This is a genomic window from Candidatus Zixiibacteriota bacterium (genome assembly GCA_040752595.1).
Taxonomy (GTDB): Bacteria; Zixibacteria; MSB-5A5; order WJJR01; family WJJR01; genus JACQFV01.
Window position 1 is genome coordinate 78,675 of sequence record JBFMGX010000015.1, and the last position, 24,952, is coordinate 103,626.

22 protein-coding genes are annotated in these 24,952 nt (G+C 62.2%); 7 read left to right on the top strand and 15 right to left on the bottom strand.

The window, feature by feature from the left end:
- Positions 1 to 152 precede the first annotated feature (152 nt).
- The 8 genes from AB1792_05315 to AB1792_05350 all read right to left on the bottom strand — a co-directional run bounded on the left by AB1792_05315 (position 153) and on the right by AB1792_05350 (position 7,154).
- Complete coding sequence (locus AB1792_05315) at positions 153 to 464, bottom strand: metal-sulfur cluster assembly factor (GenBank protein ID MEW5701630.1); 312 nt, start codon at positions 462 to 464, stop codon at positions 153 to 155.
- 3 nt (positions 465 to 467) lie between these two features.
- A complete protein-coding gene (gene sufU / locus AB1792_05320) occupies positions 468 to 971 on the bottom strand; it encodes a Fe-S cluster assembly sulfur transfer protein SufU (GenBank protein MEW5701631.1) in 504 nt (167 codons plus the stop codon).
- A gap of 173 nt (positions 972 to 1,144) precedes the next feature.
- A complete protein-coding gene (locus AB1792_05325) occupies positions 1,145 to 2,422 on the bottom strand; it encodes a cysteine desulfurase (GenBank protein MEW5701632.1) in 1,278 nt (425 codons plus the stop codon).
- A complete protein-coding gene (locus tag AB1792_05330; protein MEW5701633.1) occupies positions 2,419 to 2,742 on the bottom strand; it encodes a non-heme iron oxygenase ferredoxin subunit in 324 nt (107 codons plus the stop codon). The genes AB1792_05325 and AB1792_05330 overlap by 4 nt, the downstream gene beginning before the upstream one ends.
- Before the next feature lie 2 nt (positions 2,743 to 2,744).
- Positions 2,745 to 4,100: a Fe-S cluster assembly protein SufD gene (gene sufD / locus AB1792_05335; GenBank protein MEW5701634.1), complete on the bottom strand. Its 1,356-nt coding sequence runs from the start codon at positions 4,098 to 4,100 to the stop codon at positions 2,745 to 2,747.
- Positions 4,100 to 5,548 (bottom strand): Fe-S cluster assembly protein SufB, encoded by a 1,449-nt coding sequence (gene sufB, locus AB1792_05340; protein ID MEW5701635.1) that lies wholly within the window; start codon positions 5,546 to 5,548, stop codon positions 4,100 to 4,102. Before sufB ends, sufD begins: the two co-directional genes overlap by 1 nt.
- A gap of 255 nt (positions 5,549 to 5,803) precedes the next feature.
- Positions 5,804 to 6,577 (bottom strand): Fe-S cluster assembly ATPase SufC, encoded by a 774-nt coding sequence (gene sufC / locus AB1792_05345; protein MEW5701636.1) that lies wholly within the window; start codon positions 6,575 to 6,577, stop codon positions 5,804 to 5,806.
- Positions 6,578 to 6,632: 55 nt separating this feature from the next.
- Complete coding sequence (locus AB1792_05350) at positions 6,633 to 7,154, bottom strand: Rrf2 family transcriptional regulator (GenBank protein ID MEW5701637.1); 522 nt, start codon at positions 7,152 to 7,154, stop codon at positions 6,633 to 6,635.
- Between the two features lie 705 nt (positions 7,155 to 7,859).
- Here AB1792_05350 and AB1792_05355 point away from each other — a divergent pair.
- Both AB1792_05355 and AB1792_05360 read left to right on the top strand, forming a co-directional pair.
- Positions 7,860 to 10,058: a S8 family serine peptidase gene (locus tag AB1792_05355; protein MEW5701638.1), complete on the top strand. Its 2,199-nt coding sequence runs from the start codon at positions 7,860 to 7,862 to the stop codon at positions 10,056 to 10,058.
- A gap of 223 nt (positions 10,059 to 10,281) precedes the next feature.
- On the top strand, positions 10,282 to 12,243 hold the full coding sequence (locus AB1792_05360; GenBank protein MEW5701639.1) for a S8 family peptidase: 1,962 nt from the start codon (positions 10,282 to 10,284) through the stop codon (positions 12,241 to 12,243).
- A gap of 138 nt (positions 12,244 to 12,381) precedes the next feature.
- On the opposite strand, the gene AB1792_05365 is transcribed toward AB1792_05360, so the two are convergent.
- The 5 genes from AB1792_05365 to nth all read right to left on the bottom strand — a co-directional run bounded on the left by AB1792_05365 (position 12,382) and on the right by nth (position 18,380).
- Positions 12,382 to 12,864 carry an adenosine-specific kinase gene (locus tag AB1792_05365; GenBank protein ID MEW5701640.1) on the bottom strand — a complete coding sequence of 161 codons (483 nt, stop codon included), beginning with the start codon at positions 12,862 to 12,864 and terminating at the stop codon, positions 12,382 to 12,384.
- A 42-nt stretch (positions 12,865 to 12,906) separates the two neighbouring features.
- A complete protein-coding gene (locus AB1792_05370; protein ID MEW5701641.1) occupies positions 12,907 to 14,547 on the bottom strand; it encodes a site-specific DNA-methyltransferase in 1,641 nt (546 codons plus the stop codon).
- Between the two features lie 207 nt (positions 14,548 to 14,754).
- Positions 14,755 to 15,576: a hypothetical protein gene (locus tag AB1792_05375; protein MEW5701642.1), complete on the bottom strand. Its 822-nt coding sequence runs from the start codon at positions 15,574 to 15,576 to the stop codon at positions 14,755 to 14,757.
- On the bottom strand, positions 15,573 to 17,591 hold the full coding sequence (locus AB1792_05380) for a HEAT repeat domain-containing protein (GenBank protein MEW5701643.1): 2,019 nt from the start codon (positions 17,589 to 17,591) through the stop codon (positions 15,573 to 15,575). Before AB1792_05380 ends, AB1792_05375 begins: the two co-directional genes overlap by 4 nt.
- A 132-nt stretch (positions 17,592 to 17,723) precedes the next feature.
- Positions 17,724 to 18,380, bottom strand: coding sequence for an endonuclease III (gene nth / locus AB1792_05385; GenBank protein MEW5701644.1), 657 nt, complete (start codon positions 18,378 to 18,380; stop codon positions 17,724 to 17,726).
- A 479-nt stretch (positions 18,381 to 18,859) separates the two neighbouring features.
- Here nth and alr point away from each other — a divergent pair, with 479 nt between their 5' ends.
- A complete protein-coding gene (gene alr / locus AB1792_05390) occupies positions 18,860 to 20,071 on the top strand; it encodes an alanine racemase (protein ID MEW5701645.1) in 1,212 nt (403 codons plus the stop codon).
- Positions 20,072 to 20,162: 91 nt separating this feature from the next.
- Here alr and AB1792_05395 read toward each other — a convergent pair whose 3' ends face one another.
- Positions 20,163 to 20,483: a DUF971 domain-containing protein gene (locus AB1792_05395; protein ID MEW5701646.1), complete on the bottom strand. Its 321-nt coding sequence runs from the start codon at positions 20,481 to 20,483 to the stop codon at positions 20,163 to 20,165.
- A 401-nt stretch (positions 20,484 to 20,884) separates the two neighbouring features.
- Positions 20,885 to 21,958 (bottom strand): Mrp/NBP35 family ATP-binding protein, encoded by a 1,074-nt coding sequence (locus tag AB1792_05400; GenBank protein MEW5701647.1) that lies wholly within the window; start codon positions 21,956 to 21,958, stop codon positions 20,885 to 20,887.
- 269 nt (positions 21,959 to 22,227) lie between these two features.
- Between AB1792_05400 and AB1792_05405 the strand changes: the two genes are divergently transcribed.
- The 4 genes from AB1792_05405 (at position 22,228) to nuoK (ending at position 24,949) form a co-directional block, all read left to right on the top strand.
- Positions 22,228 to 22,620 (top strand): NADH-quinone oxidoreductase subunit A, encoded by a 393-nt coding sequence (locus tag AB1792_05405; protein MEW5701648.1) that lies wholly within the window; start codon positions 22,228 to 22,230, stop codon positions 22,618 to 22,620.
- A gap of 262 nt (positions 22,621 to 22,882) precedes the next feature.
- The gene (gene nuoH / locus AB1792_05410; GenBank protein ID MEW5701649.1) at positions 22,883 to 23,920 is read left to right on the top strand and encodes an NADH-quinone oxidoreductase subunit NuoH; all 1,038 of its coding nucleotides are present in this window, start codon (positions 22,883 to 22,885) and stop codon (positions 23,918 to 23,920) included.
- A 168-nt stretch (positions 23,921 to 24,088) separates the two neighbouring features.
- A complete protein-coding gene (locus AB1792_05415) occupies positions 24,089 to 24,619 on the top strand; it encodes an NADH-quinone oxidoreductase subunit J (GenBank protein ID MEW5701650.1) in 531 nt (176 codons plus the stop codon).
- Between the two features lie 15 nt (positions 24,620 to 24,634).
- Positions 24,635 to 24,949 (top strand): NADH-quinone oxidoreductase subunit NuoK, encoded by a 315-nt coding sequence (gene nuoK, locus AB1792_05420; protein ID MEW5701651.1) that lies wholly within the window; start codon positions 24,635 to 24,637, stop codon positions 24,947 to 24,949.
- The last annotated feature ends 3 nt before the right edge of the window (positions 24,950 to 24,952 follow it).

Sequence of the window (24,952 nt, forward strand, 5' to 3'; positions counted from 1 at the left end):
TTTCAGGGCTTCCAACAAAATAAGCAGGCGAAAGAACTCCCTCACCCCTTCAGCTCCGCTCAGGGCAAGCCGATCCGCCTGCGGCGGATCGACCTCTCCCCCTCGACTTCACTCGGGACAAGCCGGAGGGAGAGGTTACGAGGCAACACGTTTCACCAAATCCCCAACTTGTCCTTGATTTCATCGGAGGTCATGGTGCGCGGGTCCCAGGGCGGGTCCCAGACCACGCGGACGTCGGCGGTGTCGACGCCGGGAAGGGCGCTGACCGCATCACGGACCTCATGGACCAACTGCGGTCCATAGGGACAGCCGGGACTGGTGAGCGTCATCCGCACCTCGATATTCCGGCCCTCGTTTTCCACGTCGACGCCATAGATCAGCCCCAATTCGACGACGCTGAGACGCAGCTCGGGATCCTGCACCTCCTTGAGCGCCCCCATGACGATGTCCTGATTGACCAGCATGCACTAATTCCCCGGTTGCTCCAAGTTGGTAATCCCCGTGGTGGAGTTCGTGCCGGACTCTGCCGCCCTGAGGGCGTCGATCAGAGTCATCCAAGCCAGGAGCGCGCACTTGACCCGGACCGGAAAGTTCTTCACCCCTTCGAGCGCGTCGAGATCGCCGATGTCGAGATCGGACGGAGGCGGCTGGCCGTGCATCATCTGACGGAACGCCTCCGCCAGGCGTTGCGCCTCCTGGATCGACATGCCGGGGAGCATCTCGGCCAGCATCGAGGCGGAGGCGACCGAGATGGCGCACCCTTTGCAGTGCACCGCCACATCCTCGATGGCGTTGCCGGCGAGCTTCACCGACATCGTGAGGCGATCGCCGCAGACGGGGTTGTGTCCCTCGCGAACCAGATCGATGCGGTCAAGCACCTTGTGGCCGCGCGGCGCCCGGAAGTGATCGAGCACGGTGTCGCGATAGAGCGCGTCGAGTTCGACGTCGTGTGTATGCTCGGGTGTGTTCATAACAGTGGGTCCTGTAGACTACTCCCCCACCCCAGCCCTCCCCGTCCACGGGGAGGGAGCACGTGTCAGCCATCGGAAGATGATAAAGACCAGCCCTGCCCGTCCAGGGGGAGGGAGCAAGTCCTCCCCCCGTCGACGGGGGGAGTTAGAGGGGGGGCAAGCCACGTCGAGTATCATAATCGCCTTCCGAAGAACTTCTCGGCCACGACCAGCCCGGTGATGAACTGGTCGACGTCCTGCCGATCATTGTACACGTAGAAACTGGCACGGGCCGTGGCACTCCGACCGAGGCGTTCCAAGAGCGGCTGGGCGCAATGATGCCCGGCGCGGATGGCGATGCCGCGACGGTCGAGGACCGTGGCCAGATCGTGCGGGTGAATCTGGCGGTCATTGAAGGCGATGACGCCGGCGCGTCGCGCAGGATCGGCCGGCCCATAGACTTCGATGGTCTCCAACTCACGCAGCCGCTCTAACGCATAGCGGGTCAGGGAAATCTCGTGACGCCGGACGGCGTCCATCCCCAACGCCGCCAGATAGTCGACGGCGGCACCCAGACCGATCACACCGGCGACATCGGGGGTCCCGGCCTCGAACTTCCACGGAAGATCATTCCACGTGGCGCCGTTGAAGGTGACGGTACGGATCATGTCGCCGCCGCCGAGATGTGGCTCCATTGCGTCCAGGAGCTCGCGACGGCCATAGAGCACGCCGACACCGGTCGGCCCGAGCATCTTGTGGGCGGAGAAGGCGAGGAAATCGGCGCCGAGAGCGGTGACATCGACGGTCGTATGGGGAACGCCTTGGGCGCCATCGACAACCATGATCGCCCCGCCACGGTGGGCCCGTGCGGCGATCTCCGCGATCGGATTGATCACGCCCAGGACGTTGGAAACATGGGTCACCGACACGATGCGTGTCCGCTCGGTGAAACGCTCCTCCCAGCGATCGAGAAGGAGGGTGCCGTCGTCGCCGATCGGGAGATAACGGATGACCGCGCCGGTCCTCTTGGCGACCAAGAACCAGGGGACGAGATTGCTGTGATGCTCCATCTCCGTCAGGAGAATCTCATCACCCGGCTTCAGATGGGCGGCGCCCCAGGCAGAGGCGATCAGGTTGAGCGATTCGGTGGTGTTGCGGGTGAAGACGATCTCCTCGGGCGAGCCGGCGCCGATGAACGAGGCGACCCTGGCCCGGGCGCCTTCATATAGATCAGTGGCCTGCGCCGAGAGAGCATAGATGCCGCGATGGACATTGGCATTGGTGCGGCGATAGTGCTCGCTGATCGCGTTGATCACGCACTCCGGCTTCTGCGTGGTCGCGGCGCTGTCCAGGTAGATCAACGGGCTGCCGTGGATGGTCCGCTTGAGAATCGGGAAGTCGGCGCGCACGCGGACAACATCGATGTCGGCGGCAGCGGATTCCACGGGAGCTGCGACAACGGTCGGGTTCATACGGCACCATCGCCCAGATCGACGGCGATCTCGCCGTTTTCGATCCGGGTGGGATAGGTACGAATGGGAAAGACCGCGGGCATTTGCACGACCGCGCCGGTGCGGACATCAAAGCGGGCGCCATGGCGTGGGCATTCGATGGCGTGATTGTCCAAGCGACCTTCGCCGAGCGGCCCGCCATCATGGGTGCAGGTGTCATCGACGGCATAGATCGTGCCATCGACATGGCACAGCGCCAGTCGTCGGCCTCGAACCGTGAAAACACGCGCCGAATCGGATGGGATGTCGGTTATTCGGGCGACGCGGACGAAGTCAGCCATCACTATCTCCCCTCCAGACGACGGACGATAACGTCGCGCAGCCGATCCTGCGCGGTCGACGGCAGATGGTCGATGATCGGTCCGACAAATCCGGCGACGATCAATCGCACCGCTTCGGTGCTGTCGAGACCGCGCGATTCGAGATAGAAGATCTCCTGCGGATCGATCTTGCCGACAGTGGCGCCGTGGGTGCAGCGGACCTCGTTGTTGAGGATTTCCAGCTCCGGGATCGTCTCCGCCTTCGCCTGCGGTGACAGGATCAAGTTGCGGTTCTCCTGGTAGGCCTCGCAGTAGGCGGCCTTGTCCTCGATGCGGATCAGGCCGGTGTAGACCGATTCGGCGCGTTCGCGCAGGGCGACCTTGAAGTGCAGATCGCTGCGGGTCTTCCCGGCCAGATGATGGTGCACGGTGTGATGATCATAGTGTTGGCTGCCATCGGCGATCGCCAGCCCGAAGATGTTGCTCTCGGCGCCGGGACCGGCCAGCAGAGCGCCGCAATCGACTTTGGAGACGCTCGCGCCGATCGCGGTCAACACGGTCTCCAACTGGGCATCGGCGTCGAGACGGGCACGTTGGGTCAGGTGGGACACGGTCTGTTGGTTCCAATTCTGAATCGGGGCATACTTGAGACGGGCCGCCGGTCCGACGGCCAGTTCGACCAGCATGTTGGTGAAAACAGATTCACCGGAACCGTTCGTGCCTTCGCCGTACTCGTCGATCAAGATCAGGGATGCCTGTTCCTCGACAATCACCAGGAGCCGTCCCGCCCGCGCCGACCCACCGACCGGCTGTGCCGTGACAATGTGCATCGGTCGGTCGATCTCGACCCCGCGCGGGACATAGATCAACAGCCCTCCGGTCCACAAGGCATTGGCGAAGGCCTCGAGCCGGCCGAAATCCGGCCCGACCAGTGATCCGAGGTGTTCCTGCACCAAGTCGGGGTGTTCGATGGCGGCGGCATGGAGGTCTTGGACCAGGACACCGCGATCGACCAGCGATTGATCGAGGGCGATCTTCCAAACCAGGCCATCGCGGACATAGACCGCGGCGGCCAGCGCTTCGCTGCGCAGTCCTGCGGCCAAGACATCCGGGAATTCACGGGGTGTTCCCGATGCGGGCGGCACCGGGATCGGACTGGCATCACCGACAGCGAATACGGCCGGGTCGGTGTAGCGCCACAGATGCGTCACCCGATCGGGGAGCGGCGTCTGTCCGTAGACCGCCAGCGACTGACGTCGATGCGCCAGCAGCCAATCGGGCTCGCGATAGAGAGCCGCAACCGCGGCGAGATGCGGCGGCAAGGACATCGGCGCCGGACCGGTGCTCGCTTTCGATGGCATGGCGGCGGCGGGAGGCATCAACCGACCGATCCTTCCATTTCGAGTTCGATGAGACGGTTCATTTCGACGGCGTACTCCATCGGCAGTTCCTTGACGAACGGCTCGAAGAAGCCATTGACGATCAGCATGCGCGCCTCATCATCGGAGAGGCCGCGGCTCTGCAGATAGAAGACCTGTTCCTCGGCGATCTTGGAGACACGCGCCTCATGCTCGACGCGGACATCCTCGGCGGCGATCTCCATCGTCGGATAGGTGTCGGAGCGGGAATTCTCATCGAGCAGGAGCGCATCGCACTCGACCGAAACCTTGCAGTTGACGGCATTGGGATAGGCCTTCACCATGCCGCGGTACGAGGCGCGTCCGCCCCCCTTGGAGATCGACTTCGAGGTGATCCGCGAGGTGGTGTTGGGGGCGGCGTGGATCACCTTGGCGCCCGCGTCCTGATGCTGCCCATCGCCGGCGAAGGCGACCGAGAGAATCTCGGCCTTGGCGCGTTCACCGACGAGGTAGACACAGGGGAACTTCATCGTCAACTTGGAGCCGAGATTGGCATCGACCCATTCGACCGTGGCATCCGTGTGCGCCATGGCGCGCTTGGTAACCAGATTGAAGACGTTGTTCGACCAGTTCTGGATCGTCGTGTAACGGATGTAGGCCCCCTCATGAGCGATCAACTCCACGACGGCCGAATGCAGCGAGTCGGAGGAGTAGGTCGGCGCGGTGCACCCCTCGATGTAGTGCACGCGCGAGCCCCGATCGGCGATGATCAAGGTGCGCTCAAACTGCCCCATGTTGCGGGCATTGATGCGGAAGTAGGCCTGCAAGGGGATCTTCACGTCGGCGCCGGGGGGAACATAGATGAACGAGCCGCCCGACCAGACCGACGAGTTGAGGGCGGCGAATTTGTTGTCGGCCGCTGGAATCACGGTGGCGAAGTAGCGGCGCACGAGCTCTTCATGCTCGCGCAGGCCGGAGTCCATGTCGAGGAAGATGATCCCCTGTTTGGTCAGATCCTCGCGCAATGAGTGGTAGACCACTTCCGACTCGTACTGTGCAGAGACGCCGCCCAGAAAGCGCTGCTCCGCCTCCGGGATTCCCAGCCGGTCGAAGGTACGCTTGATCTTGTCGGGGACATCGTCCCACGACTTCTCCGATCCCCCCTCCGTCGATTTGAGGAAGTAATGGATATCAGCGAAATCGATGGAATTGAGCAGGTCGGTGTCGCCCCAGGTTGGCATCGGCTTGGCCAGGAAGGTATCGAGGGCGGCATGGCGGAACTGCCGCATCCAGTCGGGTTCCTTCTTCATTTGCGAGATCATCTCCACGATTTCATGGTTGATCCCCTTGGGGGCCTTGAGAAAATACTCCTCGGGGTCGGCGAAGCCATAGCGGGACTGATAGTCCTCGCGGATGTTCAGTTGCGGCTTGGTCGATGTGCCGTTGTTGGTCTGAGTTGGGTCGCTCATCTGTTTTCCTTCTTCGTTCCACCCGCAAGGGGCTGAAGCCCCTTGTCCTCATGGTTGGAGTTCAGCGCACAGCCACGAGAGGACTCCCAATGTCATCCCGAGTGGAGCACGGCCCGAAGGGCCGGGTGAAGCGAGGGATCTGCTTTTCCACTTGGAGACCTTTCAAGAGAAACAGCAGATCCCTCGTCCGCCGCGGCGGACTCGGGATGACATAAGTCGTGTGTATGTGTCTTGGCCACGTCCATCGACAGTCTCTCACGCCACCGCCGCGGTCTGCTTGACTTCGTTCTCGATCCATTCGTACCCCTTCGCTTCGAGCGTGGTCGCCAGCTCGGGGCCGCCGGAACGCACGATGCGGCCATCCATGAAGACATGGACGACGTGGGGTTTGACGTAGTTCAGGATGCGCTGGTAGTGGGTGACCAACAGGACCCCCACGTGATCGCCGACGACGCGGTTGATGCCGCGTGAGACGATCTGCAACGCGTCGATGTCCAGCCCGGAGTCGGTCTCATCCAGAAGCGCGATCTTCGGCTTGAGCATTGCCATCTGCAGAATCTCCAGACGCTTCTTCTCGCCGCCGGAGAAACCGTCATTGACATAGCGGGTGGCGAAGGCGGGGTCGATCTCGAGACGTTCGAACTCCGCCAACAGCGCCTTGCGGAATCCCTTCATCGCCGCCTCATTCGACGTGCGGGCCTTCACCGCGGCGCGCAGGAAGTTGGCGACGGTGACGCCGGGGACCGCCACCGGATATTGGAAAGCGAGGAACATCCCCTTGCGGGATTTCTCATGGGGCTCAAGCTCGGTGACATCCTCGCCGCCGATCTGGATGCGTCCGGCGGTCAGCGTGTAGGCGGGATGGCCCATCAGGGCATTGGCGAAGGTGCTCTTGCCGGAGCCATTGGGACCCATCAGGGCATGGATCTCGCCGGGCTTGATGGTCAGGGACACGCCCTTGACCACTTCCTTGTCGCCGATGGCGACATGGATGTTCTCGCAGGCGAACGGGGGATGATTCGTCGACATAGTGCGTGTGCGCTCCTTGGTTGATGCTCACAACGGCTTGGGAATACGCTCTCGACTATACGGGTGCAACCGGAACAATCTCGTCGTCGGTCGTCGTTTCACGATGCAGCAGTTGCTCCGTCGTTGCCTCCAAATGGGACCGGAGGTTGAAAGTCACCGCGCCATCGCTGCCCAGAAGATCGGACAGGCGAATCCGGTGCAGCATGCCTGACACGAGTCCGTCCAAAATGCCCCACAGCGAACGGACCGAGCAGGCGCCGGAGTTCACGCAGATCACCAAGTCGCCGGTGTGACGATGGCAGAACGCCTCATCATAGATGCGGCTGCCGAGCGATTCGAAGATCCGGCCTAGGGTAATCTCGGTCGGATTCCCGTTCAAGGCATATCCACCAGATCGCCCCCGGACGCTCTTGATCAAATCGGCCTCGCGCAGGATCATCAGGAGCTTACGGGCATTCGCGACCGTCAGCCCCTCCTGCTCTGCAATCTCATTGATTGTCAACGAGTTGCCGTTCTGGCACCGCCCCAGACGGAGGAGGCAACGGAGTCCATATTCTTCAAGGGCGCTGATCTTCACCTTTTCATTCCCGCAACCCTTCCGAGCCGAATACGCAAATAGTATACGAAAATGTAAATTTTTCTCATAAAACGCAGATTGGTATTGACATTCGCGTGCAATTCATTCTCGTATAATACGATAGGACGACGCTGGGACGGACTCAATGGCAATGCTCACGGGTTCAGGAGCAGTTGAGCGCCGTCAGACGAACATCCCTACTTCGGCGCAACTCGAACTTCATGGTTGCTTGGGCGTATAAGCAGTTGGTGCTGATATTGCTGGAGGAAATCGCCACAGGTATCTCGTCCAATGGTACTACTGCGACGAGATGAGTCCTGACACAAGCCACGCAAGACTGGCCCCAGAGGGTCTCTCGGTCCTCGCAAGTACATACTAGCACATCCTTTGTGGTTGCTGCTTTTGGCATTCCCAAGCCGTGGGTGCGTGGCGCGCCCTTTTCACGGTTCTCGTCTTCCGTGGGTTCTTGTTAACCCATTGACAGATTTCGAGTAAGTGGTATATTGCTAGGTGTGATCCGGTCGCGGTCAGGCGATCTCGTGACAGGCGCTTGATCGGACGCGGCACTCGTGTACTCACGGTCTTGTGTGACTCTTGATCCCGACCGCGGTTGAGTCCTCACTTTCAGCGTGTCGGCAAGTTGAGCCCGAAGGATCCCAAGCCCGTTTCGGTCGATCGGACGACGGGCACGAAACGGAGGTCGGCGTGAAGCGCCTGACGACAGGCTGCGTTGCAGCGATGGCATTGTCGTTTGTGCTGACGACGCGAGCAACGGCGGGACGTGATCCGCTGAAATCGGTCCCCGGCTATCAACCGTTGCGTCCGGTGATCAAATCGGCCGATGTCCGGATCAGTCCGCAGGCCCCACCGGGGTGGATCGTGGTGAAATTCCGCAATGGGATGTCGGTCCATGCGGGCAAGTCGCGTCTGGCGGCGGCGGCAGCAACGCGTGTGCGTCAGGTCTTTCGTGATTATGGACTCGGCCAACCGGAGCCGGTGGTCGCCGGTGATGTCGCGGAGACTCAGGCGCGTCGATTGGCGGCGGAAGACCGTGTGAAGATGAACCTGCCGGACATGTCGTTGTATTTCCGTCATCCGTTCAATGACCCACCCTTGGCGGAGACGATCATCCGCGAGCTCAATCTGCTCGACGAGGTGGAGACGGCCTTTTTCGAGCCGCAGCCGTCGGTGGCGACAGCGCCTCCGGGAACGGTCCTGACGACGGCCGATGTCCAAACCACACCCAGTTGGGAGTTGTCCCAGCATCAATTGGATCAAGCCCCCGGCGGTGTGGCGGCACGGGCGGCCTGGACACTAACGGGTGGAACCGGCACGGGCGTCCGGTGCATCGACGTGGAATACGGATGGCAATTGACGCACGAGGATTTGTCCAAGGGCGCGACCGCGATCGTCATCGGCGTGAACCAATGGGGCGACACCGATCACGGGACCGCCGTGATGGGCGAGATGGTCGCCGACCGGAACGGCTTCGGGATGACCGGGATTGCGCACGGTGGGAGTTTCGGCGGCGCCTCAGTGGCAACGCTCAGTGTGGCCGATGCCATCTCGCAGGCTACGGCCGCGTCGCAACCGGGGGACTGCATTCTGATCGAACTGCACTCTCCCGGGCCGCACTACAATTTCGAATGGCGCGACGATCAGGCCGGTTATGTGGCCATGGAATATTGGCAGGACAACTTCGATGCCATGCTCAACGCATACGCCGCGGGCGTGATCGTCTGCGAGGCGGCCGGAAACGGCGGCGAGGATTTTGACGATCCGATGTACACGTCGTTCTTCGATACGACCTTTCGCAACTCGCACGCGATCATCTGCGGGGCAGGGAATCCGCCGGTCGGCGGCGTGGACAGAGACCGTTCCAAGCTCAACTTCTCCAACTACGGGGAGCGGGTCAATCTGCAGGGATACGGGGTGAGCGTATACACCACCGGGTACGGCGACCTCTACGGCGCGGATGCGGACGAGTACTATACCGGCGGTTTCTCGGGGACATCGTCGGCGTCGCCGATTGTGACCGGCGCGGTCATGTGCCTGTCAGGAGTATTCCAGGGGTTGTTCGGCACGGTGATCGACGCCGATTCGGCGCGGACGCTGCTCGTGGCGACCGGATCGCCGCAGCAGCAGCCGAACCTGACGCGCCATATCGGACCGCGTCCGAACTTGCAGGCGGCGATCGCACCCTTGTTCGATCCGATCGATTCGATCTGGTACAGCCAGGTGGACATACCGGCGGGCTCGCCGGGGGCCATTCCGATTGTGCTGTCGAACTCGCACCCGGTTAACAGCATCTTTCTGCCGTTCGTGTTCACCGGTGCGCCGGCGCTGATGATCGATTCGCTGACGCGCGGGGCGCGCACCGGGTATTTCGAGAAGGTGCAGATCGCATACGACAATCGTTTCAACGGTCAGATCGCCTTCGTGATCCACGCCGACTATGGCGGCGGATCACCATCCCTCGAAGCGGGGCAAGGCGAGGTCGCCAAACTGTGGGTGACGGTCGATATGGGCGCCATCCCCGGGCAGGTCAAGGCGGTCGACACGGCGATACTCGGGGGCTCGACCTGGCTGCGGCTCGTTTCCGCATTCGATGACGGACGCCCGGATGCCTTCTCCAGCGGCAGCGTGACGGTTCTGCCGATGCTGTGCAGTTGTCCGCACCATGGCGACCTCAACGGCGACGGCTTCTTCAGCATCATCGACGTCGTCAGCGTCGTCGATATCGCGTTTCGCGGCGGCACCCCGGCCACCACCGATCCCGGTTGTCCGCATGCGACGCGTGCCGATTATAACTGTGACGGCGTGATCAGCGTTCAGGACGTCGTGGGCGCCGTCGACGTCGCCTTCCGGGGCGGGGCGGGACCATGCGACCCCTGCCAGCCATGAGAACCTCTGACCCAGTGGTGTGTACATGATGAGACAAACGGGCAACAGGGCTCCCTCACCCCTTCGGCTTTGCTCAGGGCAAGCCGATCCGTCCTGCGGACGGATCGACCTCTCCCCCTCGACCCTGCTCGGGGCAGGCCGGAGGGAGAGGTTATCATTCTCCCGCTCCCTCTGGCAGCGGGTTGGTGTCGGCGTCGCTTCTCGTGTCCGGATCGTCCGGACGTTGGGTGCTCTCTTCTGCCTGCTCGTGACTGCAGGGGGACTCGTTCCACGGGCGAACGCGGCCGAGGAGTATGACCGGACCACGCTCGTCGTCAAGTTGGCACCCACCAGCGACGGTGCCCGGCGGATCACCAAGGGCCAGAGCGGTCGGCCGGATTTCGATCGTATCATCGCCGACTTCGATGTCGCAACGGTGCGACAGGTGTTCCCGCCGACGCAGGTCCCCGCCCACCGGCGCGATCTGGCACAGAAGATGCGGATGGCCGATTTCGTGATTGTCCGCGTCCCGGATGGTGTCGATCCCGACGCTCTGAAATACCGTTTCGAGAAATCGAGCGGCGTAGAGAAGGTGGAGTTCGACCGCATCGTGCGGATCTGCGCCGGGCCGATGATCCCGAATGATACGTACTTCTCCACACATCAATACGCCCTGCACAACGACGGCACACAGCCGCCGTACGATCCCGGCACCGCCGGCGCCGACTGCGAGATGGAGGCGGCGTGGGCGATCACGACCGGCGACACGAATGTGGTATTGGCGATCATTGACACGGGACTCGACTATCTCCATTCGGAGTTCGCGGGGCGATTGTGGAACAATACCGGCGAGGAATTCGACGATATCGACAACGACAGCAACGGTAAGGTCGATGACGTCTTTGGTTGGAATTTCGTGGGCAACAACAACTCGCCCCGGGACGATCACGAGCACGGCACGCATGTGGCCGGAATCGCCGCCGCCAACGGCAACAATGGAGTCGGCATCGCCGGGATAAACTGGCACTGCCGGATCATGCCGCTCAAAGCGCTCGGCGCCGACGGGTCAGGGACCTCAACCAATATCGCGGCGGCGATCGAATACGCCGCCGACATGGGTGCCGATGTGATCAGCATGTCATTGGGTTACACGAGCACGACGGGCGGGGCGGATGTGGAGTCCCTGGCCGTGCTGTATGCGGTTTCAGTGGGAGTGACGGTTGTTGCGGCGATAGGCAACGATGATAACAGCCTGCCGCACTACCCCTCCGCCTATCCCAACGTGATCGCTGTGGGAGCGACCGATCCCGATGATCACCGGGCCGATCCGTTCTGTTGGGATCCTCAGAGCGGATCGAACTATGGTTCCTACATCGACGTGTGCGCTCCCGGCGGACGCATCTGGAGCACGCTGCCGGGCTTCGCGGTCTGGCCTTCCTGTGACGTGTATCCGAGCGGCGGGTACGGCGATCTGTCGGGGACATCGATGGCGACGCCGCATGTCTCCGGATTGGCCTGTCTGGTCAAGGCGCTGCGACCGGGTTGGCCGCCGGATTCGGTGGCGCGGGTGATTCGTCTGGGGGCCGAGGACCAAGTCGGTCGCCCGGAAGAAGACACGCCCGGGTTCGATGTCTATCACGGCTGGGGACGGATCAACGGGCGCATTACGCTGCAGTCGCTGGCTCTGGCCTTTCCGCCGATTCTGAGCGTGCCGGGGCCGCAGACAGTGACCGAAGCCGACACGTTGCGATTCACCGTCACGGCATCCGACTCGAACTTCACGTATCCGGTCTTCTCCATCGGACCGCTGGCGAATGCGTCGGTGGTCAATCACGGCGATGGTACCGCCGAAGTGATGATCGTTCCTGATTACGACCAACAGGGTGCTCACCAACTCGTCATCATGGCTTCCGACGGCGCGTTGGCCGACACGGACAGCGTCGCCGTCACGATTCTGGATGGGTGCCGCTGCCAATGCCACGGCGATCCGATCTGCGACGCGATTGCCGATCTGCGCGACGTCGTCAAGGCGGTCGACATGGCCTTCCGGGGCGGGGCGCCGATCCTCGATGTCGATTGTCCCGCTTTCCCCGGCGGTCGCGCTGATGTCAACTGCGACGGCGTGGTCACGGTCGTCGACGTGGTGCGGATCGTCGACACGGCCTTCCGCGGCCAGCCGCCGGACTACTGCGACCCGTGTCTGTAGCGGTTGTTGAAGAACTCGTCGAACGGATCTCTCAGGTAAGGCGATTGCTTCGTCGCACAGCCCGCCCCGTATGGTGGGCTCCGAGCACCAAGAGGCGGGCTCTCCCCTACATGCTTCAGGTATTCCCTGGAGCCCAGTCTACAGCTTGTGCCCGATCAGACGCAGGAAGGAACGGCGTTTCTCCTGGTCGGCCGGGGTTTCGATTCCGGCGGGCTTGACGCCATCGATCACGCCGATCACTCCGCCGCCATGGTCATCTCGCACGACCAGCGCGGTCACCGGATTGCCGGTCGCGCAAAAGACACGGCAGACCTCGGGGCAGGCCTTAACCGCATTCAGTACGTGAATGGGAAAGGCCTCGGTCATGATGATGAGGAAGGTGTGGCCGCAACTGAGGCGCATGAGGTTCTCGGCGGCGACTTGAGCCAACGTCGGATCGTTGCCGGTATGGCGCACCAGACATGGGCCCGAGGCCTCGGAGAACGCCAACCCGAACTTGACGGACGGCGTCGAGGTCGCCATCGCCTCGTGGAGGTCCTCGACGCTCTTGATGAAATGTGTCTGCCCGAAGATAATATTGGCACCTTCGGGGAACTTGATGGGGACGGGTTCGATGGTCATGTCACCCTCTGATTTGCCGCAAGGGGCTGAAGCCCCTTGTCCTCAATCCAAATCATGCTCCCGCTGAGGAGAGTCGAAGAGCTCGCCATTCTCCTCAGTGATGCGACGCAGGCGTCGGCCGCCGCTCTTGAGCGAGTATCCCTTCGGGAAGTCGAATTCCTTGTCCTCTTCCAGCAGTTCCTTGATCGTACGAATCTGCAGCTTGGGAATCTTGCGTCCGCTGGGAGAAACGAAGAAGCCGGTCTCCTCGGCCGCCGAATACATGCCCCGGGTCGGCGTCTCCAAGCTGATGAAGTATCCCATGGCCGCCCGGTCGCGTTCGATGACGTGCGCGAAGTCACGGATCATGGTCGGTGTCAGATGTCCGCCCTTGACTTGAACCACGGCGCATTGGAGTTCCCCGCTGAGGTCCTGGAAGTAAACTCTGCCGTCCACGCCCTTGTCGCTGACCTTCTCCGGTTGCGGGATTCCGGACACCAGCCCCACCGCCCAGACTTCGAATTGCTTGGGACTCTCCTCGAAGAGCTTGCGCGCGGAGTAGGCATCCCTGGGATCGCCGATGATCTTGTAGTGTTTGGCCCGCTTCAGACCAAAGTCACTCGTGAGGCGGGAGACGATCAGATCGATGGCGACAAACGTGATGTCGATGCCGATCCAGCGACGGCCGTGCTTCTCCGCCGCCACGACCGCTGTGCCGCAGCCGCAGAAGGGATCGAGCACGAGGTCGCCTTCGTTGGTGGAGGCGCTGATGATTCGCTCCAGCAGGGCCAGCGGCTTCTGCGTGGGATATCCCATGCGCTCTTTGGCCTGGGCGCCGATCGGCGGAATGTCGGTCCAGACATCGCCGACAGGAACGCCTTCCTGTTCGTCGAGATATCGCTTGAGGCGGGGAACCGCACCAGGATGGGTTTGCTCAATCAACCCCTTCCTGTGAGCTTCCAACATCCGTTTCTTCGTCCACCTCCACACGCGCGTAACACCGAGGAACTCGTAGGTCAGGTTCGGCCGCTCACGATTCGGATTGACCAGGTTGTCCAGTGCGTACCGCCGTCCTGTCTTCGGCTCGACATACTTGTAGAACTGCCTCACGTAATCAGGATCGTGTTCGGCGTATTGCGGATTCCAGGTTGTTTCTTCCGAACGGACATATCGCAGGATCACGTCATGGTTGGAAGCAAACCGCGTAAAGGCAAGACCCTTGGCTGACGTGCGTTTCCAGATGAGTTCATTGCGAAACCGGGCCGGGCCGAAGACGATGTCCAGGAGAATCTTGAGGTAATGACTGGCGACCGGATCGCAGTGCAAATAGAGAGTCCCCGTCGGCTTCAGGACACGGTGCATCTCCAGGAGCCGCGGCGCCATCATGACCAGATAGGCCATCATGTCGCTGGTCCCGAGGATCCGGTGCAACGATTCCATCAGATTGAACAGGGGTGCGTGGCGGGGATCGTCGAAGAACTCCTGGTATGCCCGCTTGCTCCAACGCCAGGTATCCTGAAAGGCCATCACCTGCGCCTGGTTCTCATCGCGCCGGGCCTGTTTGAACAGGACATTGTAATCGCGGGCGGAATTGAACGGCGGGTCCAAGTAGACCAAGTCCACGGATTCATCGGGGATATGCTCCCGCATGATCGGGAGATTGTCCCCGTAGTGCAGGATGTTCTGTGGCTTCTTGGCAATCATGGACAGACAACCCGCTGCCTGATCAGGGGTGGGTGGCCCGTGTTCAACCGAGAACGGACGGTTTGGCGATCAGTCCCCGTTGGTCCCGACGTCCTCTGCGTCAGGCAATATATGTCGGGACTCGTGGTGATGGCGTGCTTTTGTACGCTCCATGCTGCGGTGCGTTACGCGTCCTCCCGGCGCCCTCGGGCTCTTCCCGGCACGCGGTCAATCCTCCGGCATGGCGAAGAGTGAATCGGGCAATTCGGGGTCGATCTGCACCGAGTCCATTTGCACGTCCAGTTCCATGTTGAACTTGATGACCAAGAGCGCGCGGCCGTGGGCGCGCATCAGAAAATGCCGCGGGAAGGCACACTGGGGGATGACTTCGCCGTATTCAAAGCGCATCTCCATGCTCTTGACACCGCCGGGAAGCTTGGCCAACCGATAGCTCTCGGCTATGGCCCGATAGGTATCGATCGTGACCCAGGCCATTCCCGCCAACAGATCTTCCGATTCGCGCCGCGGTTGGACCGCGACCTTCCAGACCGGAACGCCCGACAGGGTATCCGGCGAGATGGCAGTCAGATCGTAGTCGGGCACAGGATCCTCACGGAAGGGATCGAGCATCCGGAATGTTCCCTTCTCGCGTTCTTCCCCTTTCTTCTTCCGGCGCTCCTGAAGCTGTTTGCGTTGTTGCTTGCGACGGTCGTCCTGTTCACTTCGGAGTTTCTTGTCGGAGACCGGCTGCCCATCCTCCCACATGGCCTCCAGGAACTCCCGCTGATCGTCATGGCGGACATAAACACGGGATTTGTATGTCGTCTCCTTTTCGATCCGACCTTCGCCGTCCAGCTTGCGCTCGCGGGTCACGGTGATGTACGCCAACTCCCGCCACGCCGAATCACACACTGTCAGGGTGCGCCGGATGCCGGCAATGACAGAATCGGCCGGGACACTCCCATGCATGCCCTGCCCTAATGCCGGCATCGGCAAGACCGCCGGCGCGGCAAGACACGCAAGGATCAGACGCAGTGTTCGGCAGGTCATGGTTGCGCCGTGCTGATCGTCACGCTCCGAATCGAATCGGCCAGCGTGAGGGACCGCGCCACGTCCATTCCTTCGACGACCTCACCGAAGACGGCATAGCGCCAATCCTGGTACGGAAGACGGGTGAGGGCAATCGAGAAGATGCCGCGACCGGTATCGCGGGTGGCGCTGTTCCAGAAGACGGACCCTTCTCCGATGCGACGGGGCGAATACTCGTCGCGGACATTGGCCGGGGGAAAGCCGCCGCCATCGCCGCGGGAGTCGGAGCATTGGATCACGCTGCCGGGTTGATAGTCAGTGATGGGAGCATGATCATAGATCCCGGCACGGGCAATGGAAATGAACTGCCGGACCGTGCGCGGAGCCATGTGCGTGTCCAGACGGATCGTGATCGGCCCCTTGGTCGTCTCCAGCCGCGCCAGAGGAGGAGTCGCGTAACGGGGCAGCAGGGAATCAAGGTTGTCCACGGTCAGATCGGTCTTGTAAACGCCCAGCCCGTCGCGGAGATCCTTGCGGAACTTGAAGGCGACCGCGATCGTGTACCACCGTACCAGACGGTTCGGGTCGGCCATCCCCCAGTCCAGGAAGTCCTGACGGATGGAATCGATGCGCACGGTGGGGAGAAGATTGGTCCCCGACGCCAGAATGGCCCATTTGACGTCGGGATTGGGGTCCTGGCGATGTGCGCGAAAGAGCGCATGGAGTGAATCGACGTAGCCGTAGAGCTTCAGGGTGCCGATGAGCCCAACCGCCATCGTCACGACCTGGGGATCGGGGTCATGCAGCATCTGATTGAGATAGACGTCCCAGCCGGACCCGCCCGAGTAGATGTAGGACTTTGCGGCACCGGCGCGCACGGGCGGAAATGGGTCAGAGATCAGTGTCCGCAGGGCGGGCAGAACCACCGTGGTATCGATGGGAGCGAAGCGCTGGGCCTTCTCGAGGGCATCGAGGAACGCCAGGCGAACGAGCGGGTTGGGGTCGGCGGCGGCGGGCACGATCGACTCGCCGCAGGGGAGATCGCGCTGATTGCAGAGAACCAATGTCGCCTGAAGGCGAACCGCGGGCTCCGGGTGGTGCAGCAGTTTCCGTAGCGCCGGCAGCGCCGGGGGATACCAATGCTCCCCGATCGCCCGCGTCAGTCGCGTGACCACGCCGGGATCGGTCTCTGTCTCCAAGCGCGGCAGCACGCGCGACACGGTGGTGGTGTCGCGCGCAATCAGGAGGGCATCGGCGCAGGCGGTCCGGACACGGGGATCGGGATCATCAAGACCCTCAACGATGATATCCGACGTGGATGGAAGACGCCCGGAGGCGGCCAAACGATAGAGGAGCCCCCGCGTGGTGGGGTCCGGATCATGCCGATGGGCGGCCGCCCACTCGGCCGCCGGCTTCGACAAACAGCGAATCAGAGAGTAGATCGCACCTCGTCGTATGGTCGGGTCCGGGTCATTGCACAGGGGCAGGACCGAGTCGACAACGTCTCGCCGGTTGACCAAGTCCAGCGTCTGCGCCGTCTGCAGGCGCACCCGGGGATCGGCGTGGTGCAGCAAGTGGATATAGCGCTGATACTCATCCCGGGCATAGACCCGTCCCAGCCCCTGCAGGATGGCGATCAAGGCACCGGGATCCTGCTCCCTGGCGACCGCCTGCAGGAGGGCATCCTTGCCGTATTTCCATTGCCAGATCCCGAAGGCGCAGGCCGCCATGGCCCGGACCTTGGCGCTGGGGTCGTCCAGAAGGACACGCCGCACGGAGTCGATCGCCAGCGTGTCATTGACCCGCCCAACAGCCAACATGGCGCGTTCGCGGACCTGCTCGTTGCGATCAGACAAGTAGCTCAGAAGCTTGCCATTGGCGGTCCACCCCTGGTCCTCCCAAACGGCGATCTGGGCGAGCTTCCTGCGCGTGGCCTTCTCGCCGGTGCCGCAGGAGGCAACGACCAGGGTCAAGACGATGGCACCGATCGCTTGAGCGAATCGGGAGAGCCACCGGTGGTCAGACATGAAGGTCATGGGCGCTTCCTGTCGTTGTTCTTACACGTTCGGCATGGTCCCGGTGCAGCCCCGCGCTGCCAGAATCATAAGGATACGGAATGGTCGCCCCGGCGATCAAGGGCGACGGGATCGAGGGAACGGCGAGAGTGTCTACGTCAGATGGTCTCGTGCCGTGGGACAGTCCGGGGCCAACGGGCACTCGTCACAACGGGGACGTCGGGCCGGGCAGAGGGTACGGCCATGCCAGATCAGACGATGCGAGAATTCGATCCAATGACTCTGGGGCAGAAGGCGCATCAGATCAGCTTCGATCCGTGCCGGGTCGCGATGGGCCGTCAACCGCAAACGGCGCGACAGGCGCATGACATGGGTATCGACAACGACCCCCTCGGCGATGCCGAAGGCGGTGCCCAAGACGACATTGGCGGTCTTGCGGCCGATGCCATCGAGGGCGGTCAACTCCGCCAACGTGCGCGGCACATCGCCGCCATGCCGTTCGACCAACGCCCGGCTGGCGGCGATGATGTGGCGGGTCTTCGAGCGGAAGAAGCCGGTCGGACGGATGATCTCCTCCACAGCGGCGGGATCGGCATGCGCGAAGTCCGCCACGGTCCGGTATCGGGCAAAAAGCGTGGGCGTGACCTGATTGACACGTTCATCGGTGCATTGGGCGGAGAGAATCGTTGCGACCAGAAGCTGGAAGGGGTCGTCGTGCGTCAGGGCGCAACGGGCGGGGTAACGACGCGCCAAAGCCCGGGCAATGCGCCGGGCGCGGGCGGAACGGTCACTGTGGGATTCGCGCGGCATCGCTGGTCCAATGTGATCCGACGCTGGGATACGCGGCGATTCACGCCACTGTTAGAATCGGATTCATGATCGCAAACGGGAGACAAGGGCTTGGTGCCACGGGTTCTCGCGTCCGTGAACTCCAATCCGCGGAAGCACCGGCACGGGTCTGAAGACCCGTGGCACATCGACTCAGAATCATGGGACCCGTCATTGCACACGCGATCCGGCAAATGTGCGATTCTGCCTGGACACCCCTCACCCTACCCTCTCCCCAGAGGGGAGAGGGGCAATGATAACCTCTCCCTCCGGGAGAGGTCGATCCGACCGGAGGCCGGATCGGGTGAGGGAGTTTGCCCGTTGACTGCTCCGCCCCCGATTACGATCGCCAACAAACCACGACGAGAGAAGATCGTTCTTGTGTATCATGGGTGACGGGGATAGATTCGCGCCGTCTTGCGCCTCGCAGGACAGGAGAAGAACCATTGCCGAAACATCACATGAACAAACAACGGAACGAAGCCCCGCAGAAGACCTGGGTTGAGATCGACGTTGCGACGTTGCGAACGAACCTGCGCTGCCTCCATGAGGTCATCGGCCCGCATCGTGAGATGGTGCTGATCGTCAAATCGGACGCCTACGGGCACGGGGCGGTCACCGTGGCAGCGGTCGCGGCCGCGGAGGGGGTTCGGCACTTCGCCGTGGCGGCGGTCGCGGAGGCGGCGGCGCTGCGCAACGCCGGCATTACCCATGAGATTGTCCTGTTGCATCCGCCCCTGGAATTCGAGGTACCGGCGACGATCGAGCTTGCGTTGACGCCGACGTTATCGGATGAATCGACGGCGATGAACCTGAACCGGCTGGCCGGGCACAGGCCGTTGCCGGTGCACGTGGAGATCAACACCGGGCTCAACCGTCTCGGTTTCGATTGGCAGACGGCGGTCGATGCGGTCAGCCGGATCACCACGTTGCCGCATCTGCGAATCACCGGGATCTTCACCCACTTCCGCGCGGCCCACAGTGAAGGTGCGGAATCGGTTCGCCGTCAGATGGAACGGTTCCAGAGCGTGCTCGACGGCTTGAAGGCGCGACGGATCGACGTCGGCTTCCGTCACGTGGCATCATCATTGGCCGTGGTTTACCACCCCGAGACGTGCCTGGATGGCATCCGGCCGGGGATGATCGTGTATGGCGGGATGAGCATTCCGAAGCCGTCACTCGAATCTGAAGGCGACGAGACACCGCCGCGCGCCCTGGCCGGGATTCGGCCGGTCATGTCGGTGAGGACGCGGGTTCTGCACGTGTTGGATGTGCGTGCCGGCGAGTGGGTCCACTACGGCGATGCCTACCAGGCGGAACGGCCAATGCGTGTGGCGGTGCTGCCGATCGGGTACGGGATGGGATACTCACGCCACTTCTCGAACAACGGCTGGGTGCTGATTCGGGGGCGCCGTGTGCCGGTCGTCGGCGTGGTCGGGATGGATATGACGATGGTCGAAGTGGGGAAGATCCCGGTCGCGATCGGCGACGTGGTCACGCTCTTGGGGCGCGACGGGCCGGATGAGATCACGGCGGTGGAACTGGCCGAATGGGTCGGAACTATCCCCTACGAGATCACCTGCCGCCTGGGGAACGCCCTGCCGCGCATCGTCACCGGGATGGAGACGGGACAGCCAAAGAACCACGTCTTCAAACATGCCCCGGTGCCATAGACGACTTCTCCGCGCAGGAGTGCGCTGCCGCAATCCCTTTCCGACGAGTCCCAAGCATCCCGACGGGACAACGCGACCGTGTCCGGTCGCGTCATTCACTCTGCCACAACCGCTCCGCCAATTCCCAAAGCCGCTCCCAGGTGTAGAGCCCGGTGTTGTGGCCGTCGCTCCATTGAATCTGGATGGCGTAGCGGCCGACCGGCTGGATCGAAAGCGGATGCACATCGGCGGCGACGGTGTCGTCGCGCAGCAACTTGCGCCCGGTCATCTCCTCGATGCAGGACGCGCAGGGGCATTCCAGACGCAGGAAACGGGCGGGAAAGATCGTCTCGCGGCCGTTGTTCCAGCGAATCTTGACATCGTGCTGGTGGGCGCGGGCGATTTCGATGGGGGTGGGCGTGGGGGAGGTCATGGTCACCTCAAGGGGCTGAAGCCCCTCGTCCTCAGATTGCCGCCTCGAACCTGAGAATTTCCAACACCGTGGACGGACAAAAGAGCACCCTCACCCGATCCGCCTGCGGCGGATCGACCTCTCCCGGAGGGAGAGGTTGTCAATCCCCCTCTCCCTCCGGGAGAGGGTCGGGGTGAGGGATTCGGACATATCGGATATCGTATCACGCTTCCTTGTGTATCAACGGGATAGATCACAATTCTCTCTTTGTTAGAAGCCCTGAGCGACTTGTCCCGACCCGAACGGTGTGATGGAAGCGAAGGGTCTGCTTTTCGACGGAGAACGTGTAACAGCAGATGCTTCGCTCCGCTGCATGACAATCCCCGTTCCAGACGTCTTCTCCGAGGGTTCTCAACCCCATGTCAAAACGTGATCTTCACCGGTTGTGCATCGGCCAGCGCGTTGCGGATGCTCACTTGGGCGGCGAGGTTGCGCGCGATTTCCTGAAAGGCGTTCGCAGCCGGTGAGGACGGGTCGGCGACGACGATCGGTTCACCGGAGTCGGAGGTCTCGCGCACACGGGTGGCCAGCGGGATCTCGCCCAGGAAGGGGACCCCGAGCCGCTCGGCGGCGCGTCGCGCCCCGCCGTTGTCGAAGATGTACTCGCGATGACCGCAGTGCGAGCAGGAAAAGTAGCTCATGTTCTCGATCAAACCCAGGATCGGCGATTTGAGTTGGTTGAACATGATCACGGCCTTCTCGGCGACCTGCAGAGCCACATCCTGCGGCGTGGAGACAATCGCGGCGCCGGTGAGCGGGATGCGTTGACAGAGACTGAGATGGATATCGCCGGTTCCCGGGGGAAGATCGACGATCAGATAATCGATTTCACCCCATTCGACGCCGCCGAGGAATTGATCGATCATCTTGGTGAGCATCGGGCCGCGCCAGACGACCGCCTGATCGGGTTTGAGGAAGAAGCCCATCGAGATCACTTTGACGCCATACGCCTCCACCGGCATGATGCCCGCGGGGCCGGGAACAGGGAGATCGGTGATGCCGAGAATGGTCGGGATGCTGGGGCCATAGACGTCGGCATCCATCAGCCCGACTTTGGCGCCGGTCTGGGCCAGCGCGACGGCGAGGTTGGCCGAGACGGTCGACTTGCCCACGCCCCCTTTGCCGGAGCCGATGGGGACGACATTGCGCACGCCGGGGATGAGTGTCTCGGCCATCTGGCCCAGCGTGGGACGGACCTGCGCCTCCATCTTCACCCGCACCCGATCGACGCCGGGCAGGGCACGGACCGCGTCTTCGGCCTCCTGCTGCAAGCGGTCCTTGACCGGGCAGGCGGGTGTCGTGAGTTCGAGGGTGACGGCCACTTCGCCATCGCAGATCGCCACGTTTTTGACAAAGCCCAATGTCACGATGTCACGATGCAGATCGGGGTCGATGACCCGCCGCAAGGCAGTCAGTACTTGTTCCTGAGTGGGCACGGTGAGTCTTCCCTTTCCGACGGTCTCCTGCCAGCAGGCAGCATAGGCAGGCAGGACCGGCTCATAGCATACGCACGGAATCCGGAATCCTTGGTGCCGTTTGACAAATGCTGGCGACGCGAAGAGTAGTCTTCTGTTCCGGCGGACCGTGTCAAAACAAGACCGGATCGCACCGGTAGGGGGGAAAAAACTTGACTGAACGCCATAGCCGGCGGTAAAGTCGTCCTCTCGGCGTCGTTGCCTTCCTCCGGACAACCCCGTGACGCCGAATGAGATGTTGTGAACCGGCGAACTTGGGACACGCTGTGGTGGCGGATTTTGCGGCGGTCGCGATCTTTCTCGTCCTCGGGGCGGCGCTGGTTCTCTTTCTCTTCTTGCTGTCCCGACTGATCCGTCCGGCCGCTCCCAATCCGATCAAACTCTCCACTTATGAATGCGGCGAGACGCCGATCGGGTCGGGGTGGATTCAGTTCAATGTCCGCTTCTACATCTTCTGTCTGATCTTTGTCATTTTTGACGTCGAAGTCGTCTTCCTGTTCCCGTGGGCGATTGTCTTTCAATCGCTGGGAATGTTCGCGTTTGTCGAGATGGTGGTCTTCGTCGCCATCCTGTTGTTCGGGCTGTATTACGCGTGGCGCAAGGGGTTCCTGCGGTGGTATTAGCGATGGCGGCGCATGGTGTGCAGACGCAGGGGGCCGAAAGCCCCCTGTCCTCGATGTTGGTCGGCAAGGGGCTGAAGCCCCTTGTTTACCCATGTGAACATCAAAAGGGCCGTCCGTGAAAAAGCAGGTTCCTCGCTCCGCTCGGAACGACAGCTCTTGGTAGAGACAGGAATCTGCCTGTCACCCCGAGCGAAGCGAGGGGCCTGCTGTTTCATGAAGGAAGAGACTATAGGCACGTCTGCGGTGTGAAGGCGTAGCGAGGATGCTGGAACTCGAGAAACTGGTCGACTGGGTTGGCGACCTGATCGCGTCGGTCGTGACGTCGCTCGGCTTGGGCCCGGTGTGGGTGACTCTGGCGCAGACCGTCGTCGCCTTTCTCGCGGTGTTCGCCTTCATCGTCGTTGTCGTCCTGTTCCTGGTGTGGTGGGAGCGCAAGGTCTCGGCGCGCATCCAGATGCGATTGGGGCCGATGCGGGTCGGCTGGCATGGGGTCCTGCAGACGATCGCCGATGCGGTCAAGCTCCTGCAAAAGGAGGACATCACCCCGGCGCATGTCGACCGCGGCGTCTACTTCTGGGCGCCGGTGATCACCTTCGTCGCCGCCGCCGCGGTGTATGTGACCATCCCCTTCGGCAAGGGGCTGATCGTCCGCGATCTCAACATCGGCATTCTCTACATTCTGGCGATCACGACTTTCACCGTGATCGGCCTGCTCATGGCCGGGTGGTCGTCGAACAACAAGTATACTCTCCTGGGCGGATTTCGCTCGGCGGCGCAGGTTGTGTCCTATGAAGTCCCGATGGCGCTGGCGGTGCTCGGCGTGATGATGTTCACGCAGACCTTCTCCATGGCCGAGATCGTCGGCCAGCAGGGGAAGTTCTACCAATGGTACATCTGGCGGCAGCCGATCGGCTTTGTCATCTATTTCGTGGCCGCCACCGCCGAATGCAACCGTACGCCGTTCGATCTCCCCGAGGCCGACTCCGAGCTGGTGGCGGGGTTTGTCACCGAGTACTCCGGGATGAAGTTCGCCATGTTCTTCCTGGCGGAGTTCATCAACATGTTCACCGTCTCGGCGATCGCGACGACGTTATTCTTCGGCGGCTGGAACGGGCCGCTGTTGCCGTCGTGGATGTGGTTTATGATCAAGACGTTGATCGGCGTCTTCGTGCTGATGTGGTTCCGCTGGACCTATCCGCGCCTGCGCGTCGATCAGTTGATGGGGTTTGCGTGGAAGCTCCTGCTGCCGCTGGCGTTCGTGAACCTGCTGGTGACGGGATTGGTGCTGAGTCTGGTGTGAGTCCATGTTCGTGGTCGAAACAGAGCACTGTCATCCTGAGCGAGTTCCGTCCGTCGGAGCGGACGGAATGAAGCGAAGGATCTGCTGTTCTTCCTCTGAGGACAACAGCAGATTCCTCATCCGCCGGGGCGGATTCGGAATGACAGAGGGACGATGCCGGTGGATGGAATGACGATCGCATTCTTCGCCCTCGCCCTGTTGATCATCGTCAGCGCGCTCTCGGTGGTGACGACGAAGAACATCTTCCATTCGGCGATCTTCCTGATCCTGGCGCTGTTCGGCGTGGCGGGGATCTTTGTCCTGCTGGAGGCGCCCTTCCTGGCGGCGGCGCAGGTTCTGATTTATGTCGGCGCGGTGGCGATCCTGATGATCTTCGCGGTCATGATGACGGCGCGCATCGCGGATGCCACACTGCAGCACACCAACGAGCAGGTACCGTTGGGATTGGTCATCTCGGCTGGTCTTCTGGCGGTGATTCTCTATTCGCTCTGGCAGACGCCGATCTCGGTCAGCGCGGCGGCCCCGGTCTCCGGCGCGGGGAAGAAGTTGGGTGAGTTGTTTCTCACGAAGTTCGTGTTGCCGTTTGAGGTCGTGTCCGTGCTGCTGTTGGCGGCCTTGATCGGGGCCTTGATCATCGCCAAGCGGGACCGGGGCGTCACGGCGCGGGACGCGACTGAGGACCAGAGCACCAATGTCTGACGCTGGCATACGACCATGGGACCGATCGGACTGAATCACTATCTGGCGCTGGCGGCGGTGGTCTTTTGCATCGGCATCTACGGCATGCTGACGCGACGCAACGCCATCGGCGTGCTGATGTCGGTCGAGCTCATGTTCAATGCGGTCAACATCACACTGGTGGCGTTCTCGCGCTTCGTCACGCCGCAGGATGCCACCGGACAGGTGGTGGCGGCCTTCACGATCGCGGTGGCGGCGGCCGAGGCGACCATCGCGCTGGCGATCGTGCTGTTGATTTACCAGCATCATCGCGGGATTGACGTGGATCGGATCAATATCATGAAGTGGTAGGGA

Excerpts from the sequence above, each read along its gene's own strand:
- AB1792_05405 (MEW5701648.1), top strand. The coding sequence starts at position 22,228 with ATGAGATGTTGTGAACCGGCGAACTTGGGACACGCTGTGGTGGCGGAT.
- sufU (MEW5701631.1), bottom strand. The coding sequence starts at position 971 with ATGAACACACCCGAGCATACACACGACGTCGAACTCGACGCGCTCTAT.
- nth (MEW5701644.1), bottom strand. The coding sequence starts at position 18,380 with ATGCCGCGCGAATCCCACAGTGACCGTTCCGCCCGCGCCCGGCGCATT.
- AB1792_05370 (MEW5701641.1), bottom strand. The coding sequence starts at position 14,547 with ATGATTGCCAAGAAGCCACAGAACATCCTGCACTACGGGGACAATCTC.
- AB1792_05330 (MEW5701633.1), bottom strand. The coding sequence starts at position 2,742 with ATGGCTGACTTCGTCCGCGTCGCCCGAATAACCGACATCCCATCCGAT.
- AB1792_05380 (MEW5701643.1), bottom strand. The coding sequence starts at position 17,591 with ATGACCTTCATGTCTGACCACCGGTGGCTCTCCCGATTCGCTCAAGCG.
- nuoK (MEW5701651.1), top strand. The coding sequence starts at position 24,635 with ATGGGACCGATCGGACTGAATCACTATCTGGCGCTGGCGGCGGTGGTC.
- sufB (MEW5701635.1), bottom strand. The coding sequence starts at position 5,548 with ATGAGCGACCCAACTCAGACCAACAACGGCACATCGACCAAGCCGCAA.
- AB1792_05325 (MEW5701632.1), bottom strand. The coding sequence starts at position 2,422 with ATGAACCCGACCGTTGTCGCAGCTCCCGTGGAATCCGCTGCCGCCGAC.
- AB1792_05315 (MEW5701630.1), bottom strand. The coding sequence starts at position 464 with ATGCTGGTCAATCAGGACATCGTCATGGGGGCGCTCAAGGAGGTGCAG.
- AB1792_05365 (MEW5701640.1), bottom strand. The coding sequence starts at position 12,864 with ATGACCATCGAACCCGTCCCCATCAAGTTCCCCGAAGGTGCCAATATT.
- nuoH (MEW5701649.1), top strand. The coding sequence starts at position 22,883 with ATGCTGGAACTCGAGAAACTGGTCGACTGGGTTGGCGACCTGATCGCG.
- sufD (MEW5701634.1), bottom strand. The coding sequence starts at position 4,100 with ATGCCTCCCGCCGCCGCCATGCCATCGAAAGCGAGCACCGGTCCGGCG.
- AB1792_05415 (MEW5701650.1), top strand. The coding sequence starts at position 24,089 with ATGACGATCGCATTCTTCGCCCTCGCCCTGTTGATCATCGTCAGCGCG.
- sufC (MEW5701636.1), bottom strand. The coding sequence starts at position 6,577 with ATGTCGACGAATCATCCCCCGTTCGCCTGCGAGAACATCCATGTCGCC.
- AB1792_05395 (MEW5701646.1), bottom strand. The coding sequence starts at position 20,483 with ATGACCTCCCCCACGCCCACCCCCATCGAAATCGCCCGCGCCCACCAG.
- AB1792_05375 (MEW5701642.1), bottom strand. The coding sequence starts at position 15,576 with ATGACCTGCCGAACACTGCGTCTGATCCTTGCGTGTCTTGCCGCGCCG.
- alr (MEW5701645.1), top strand. The coding sequence starts at position 18,860 with ATGAACAAACAACGGAACGAAGCCCCGCAGAAGACCTGGGTTGAGATC.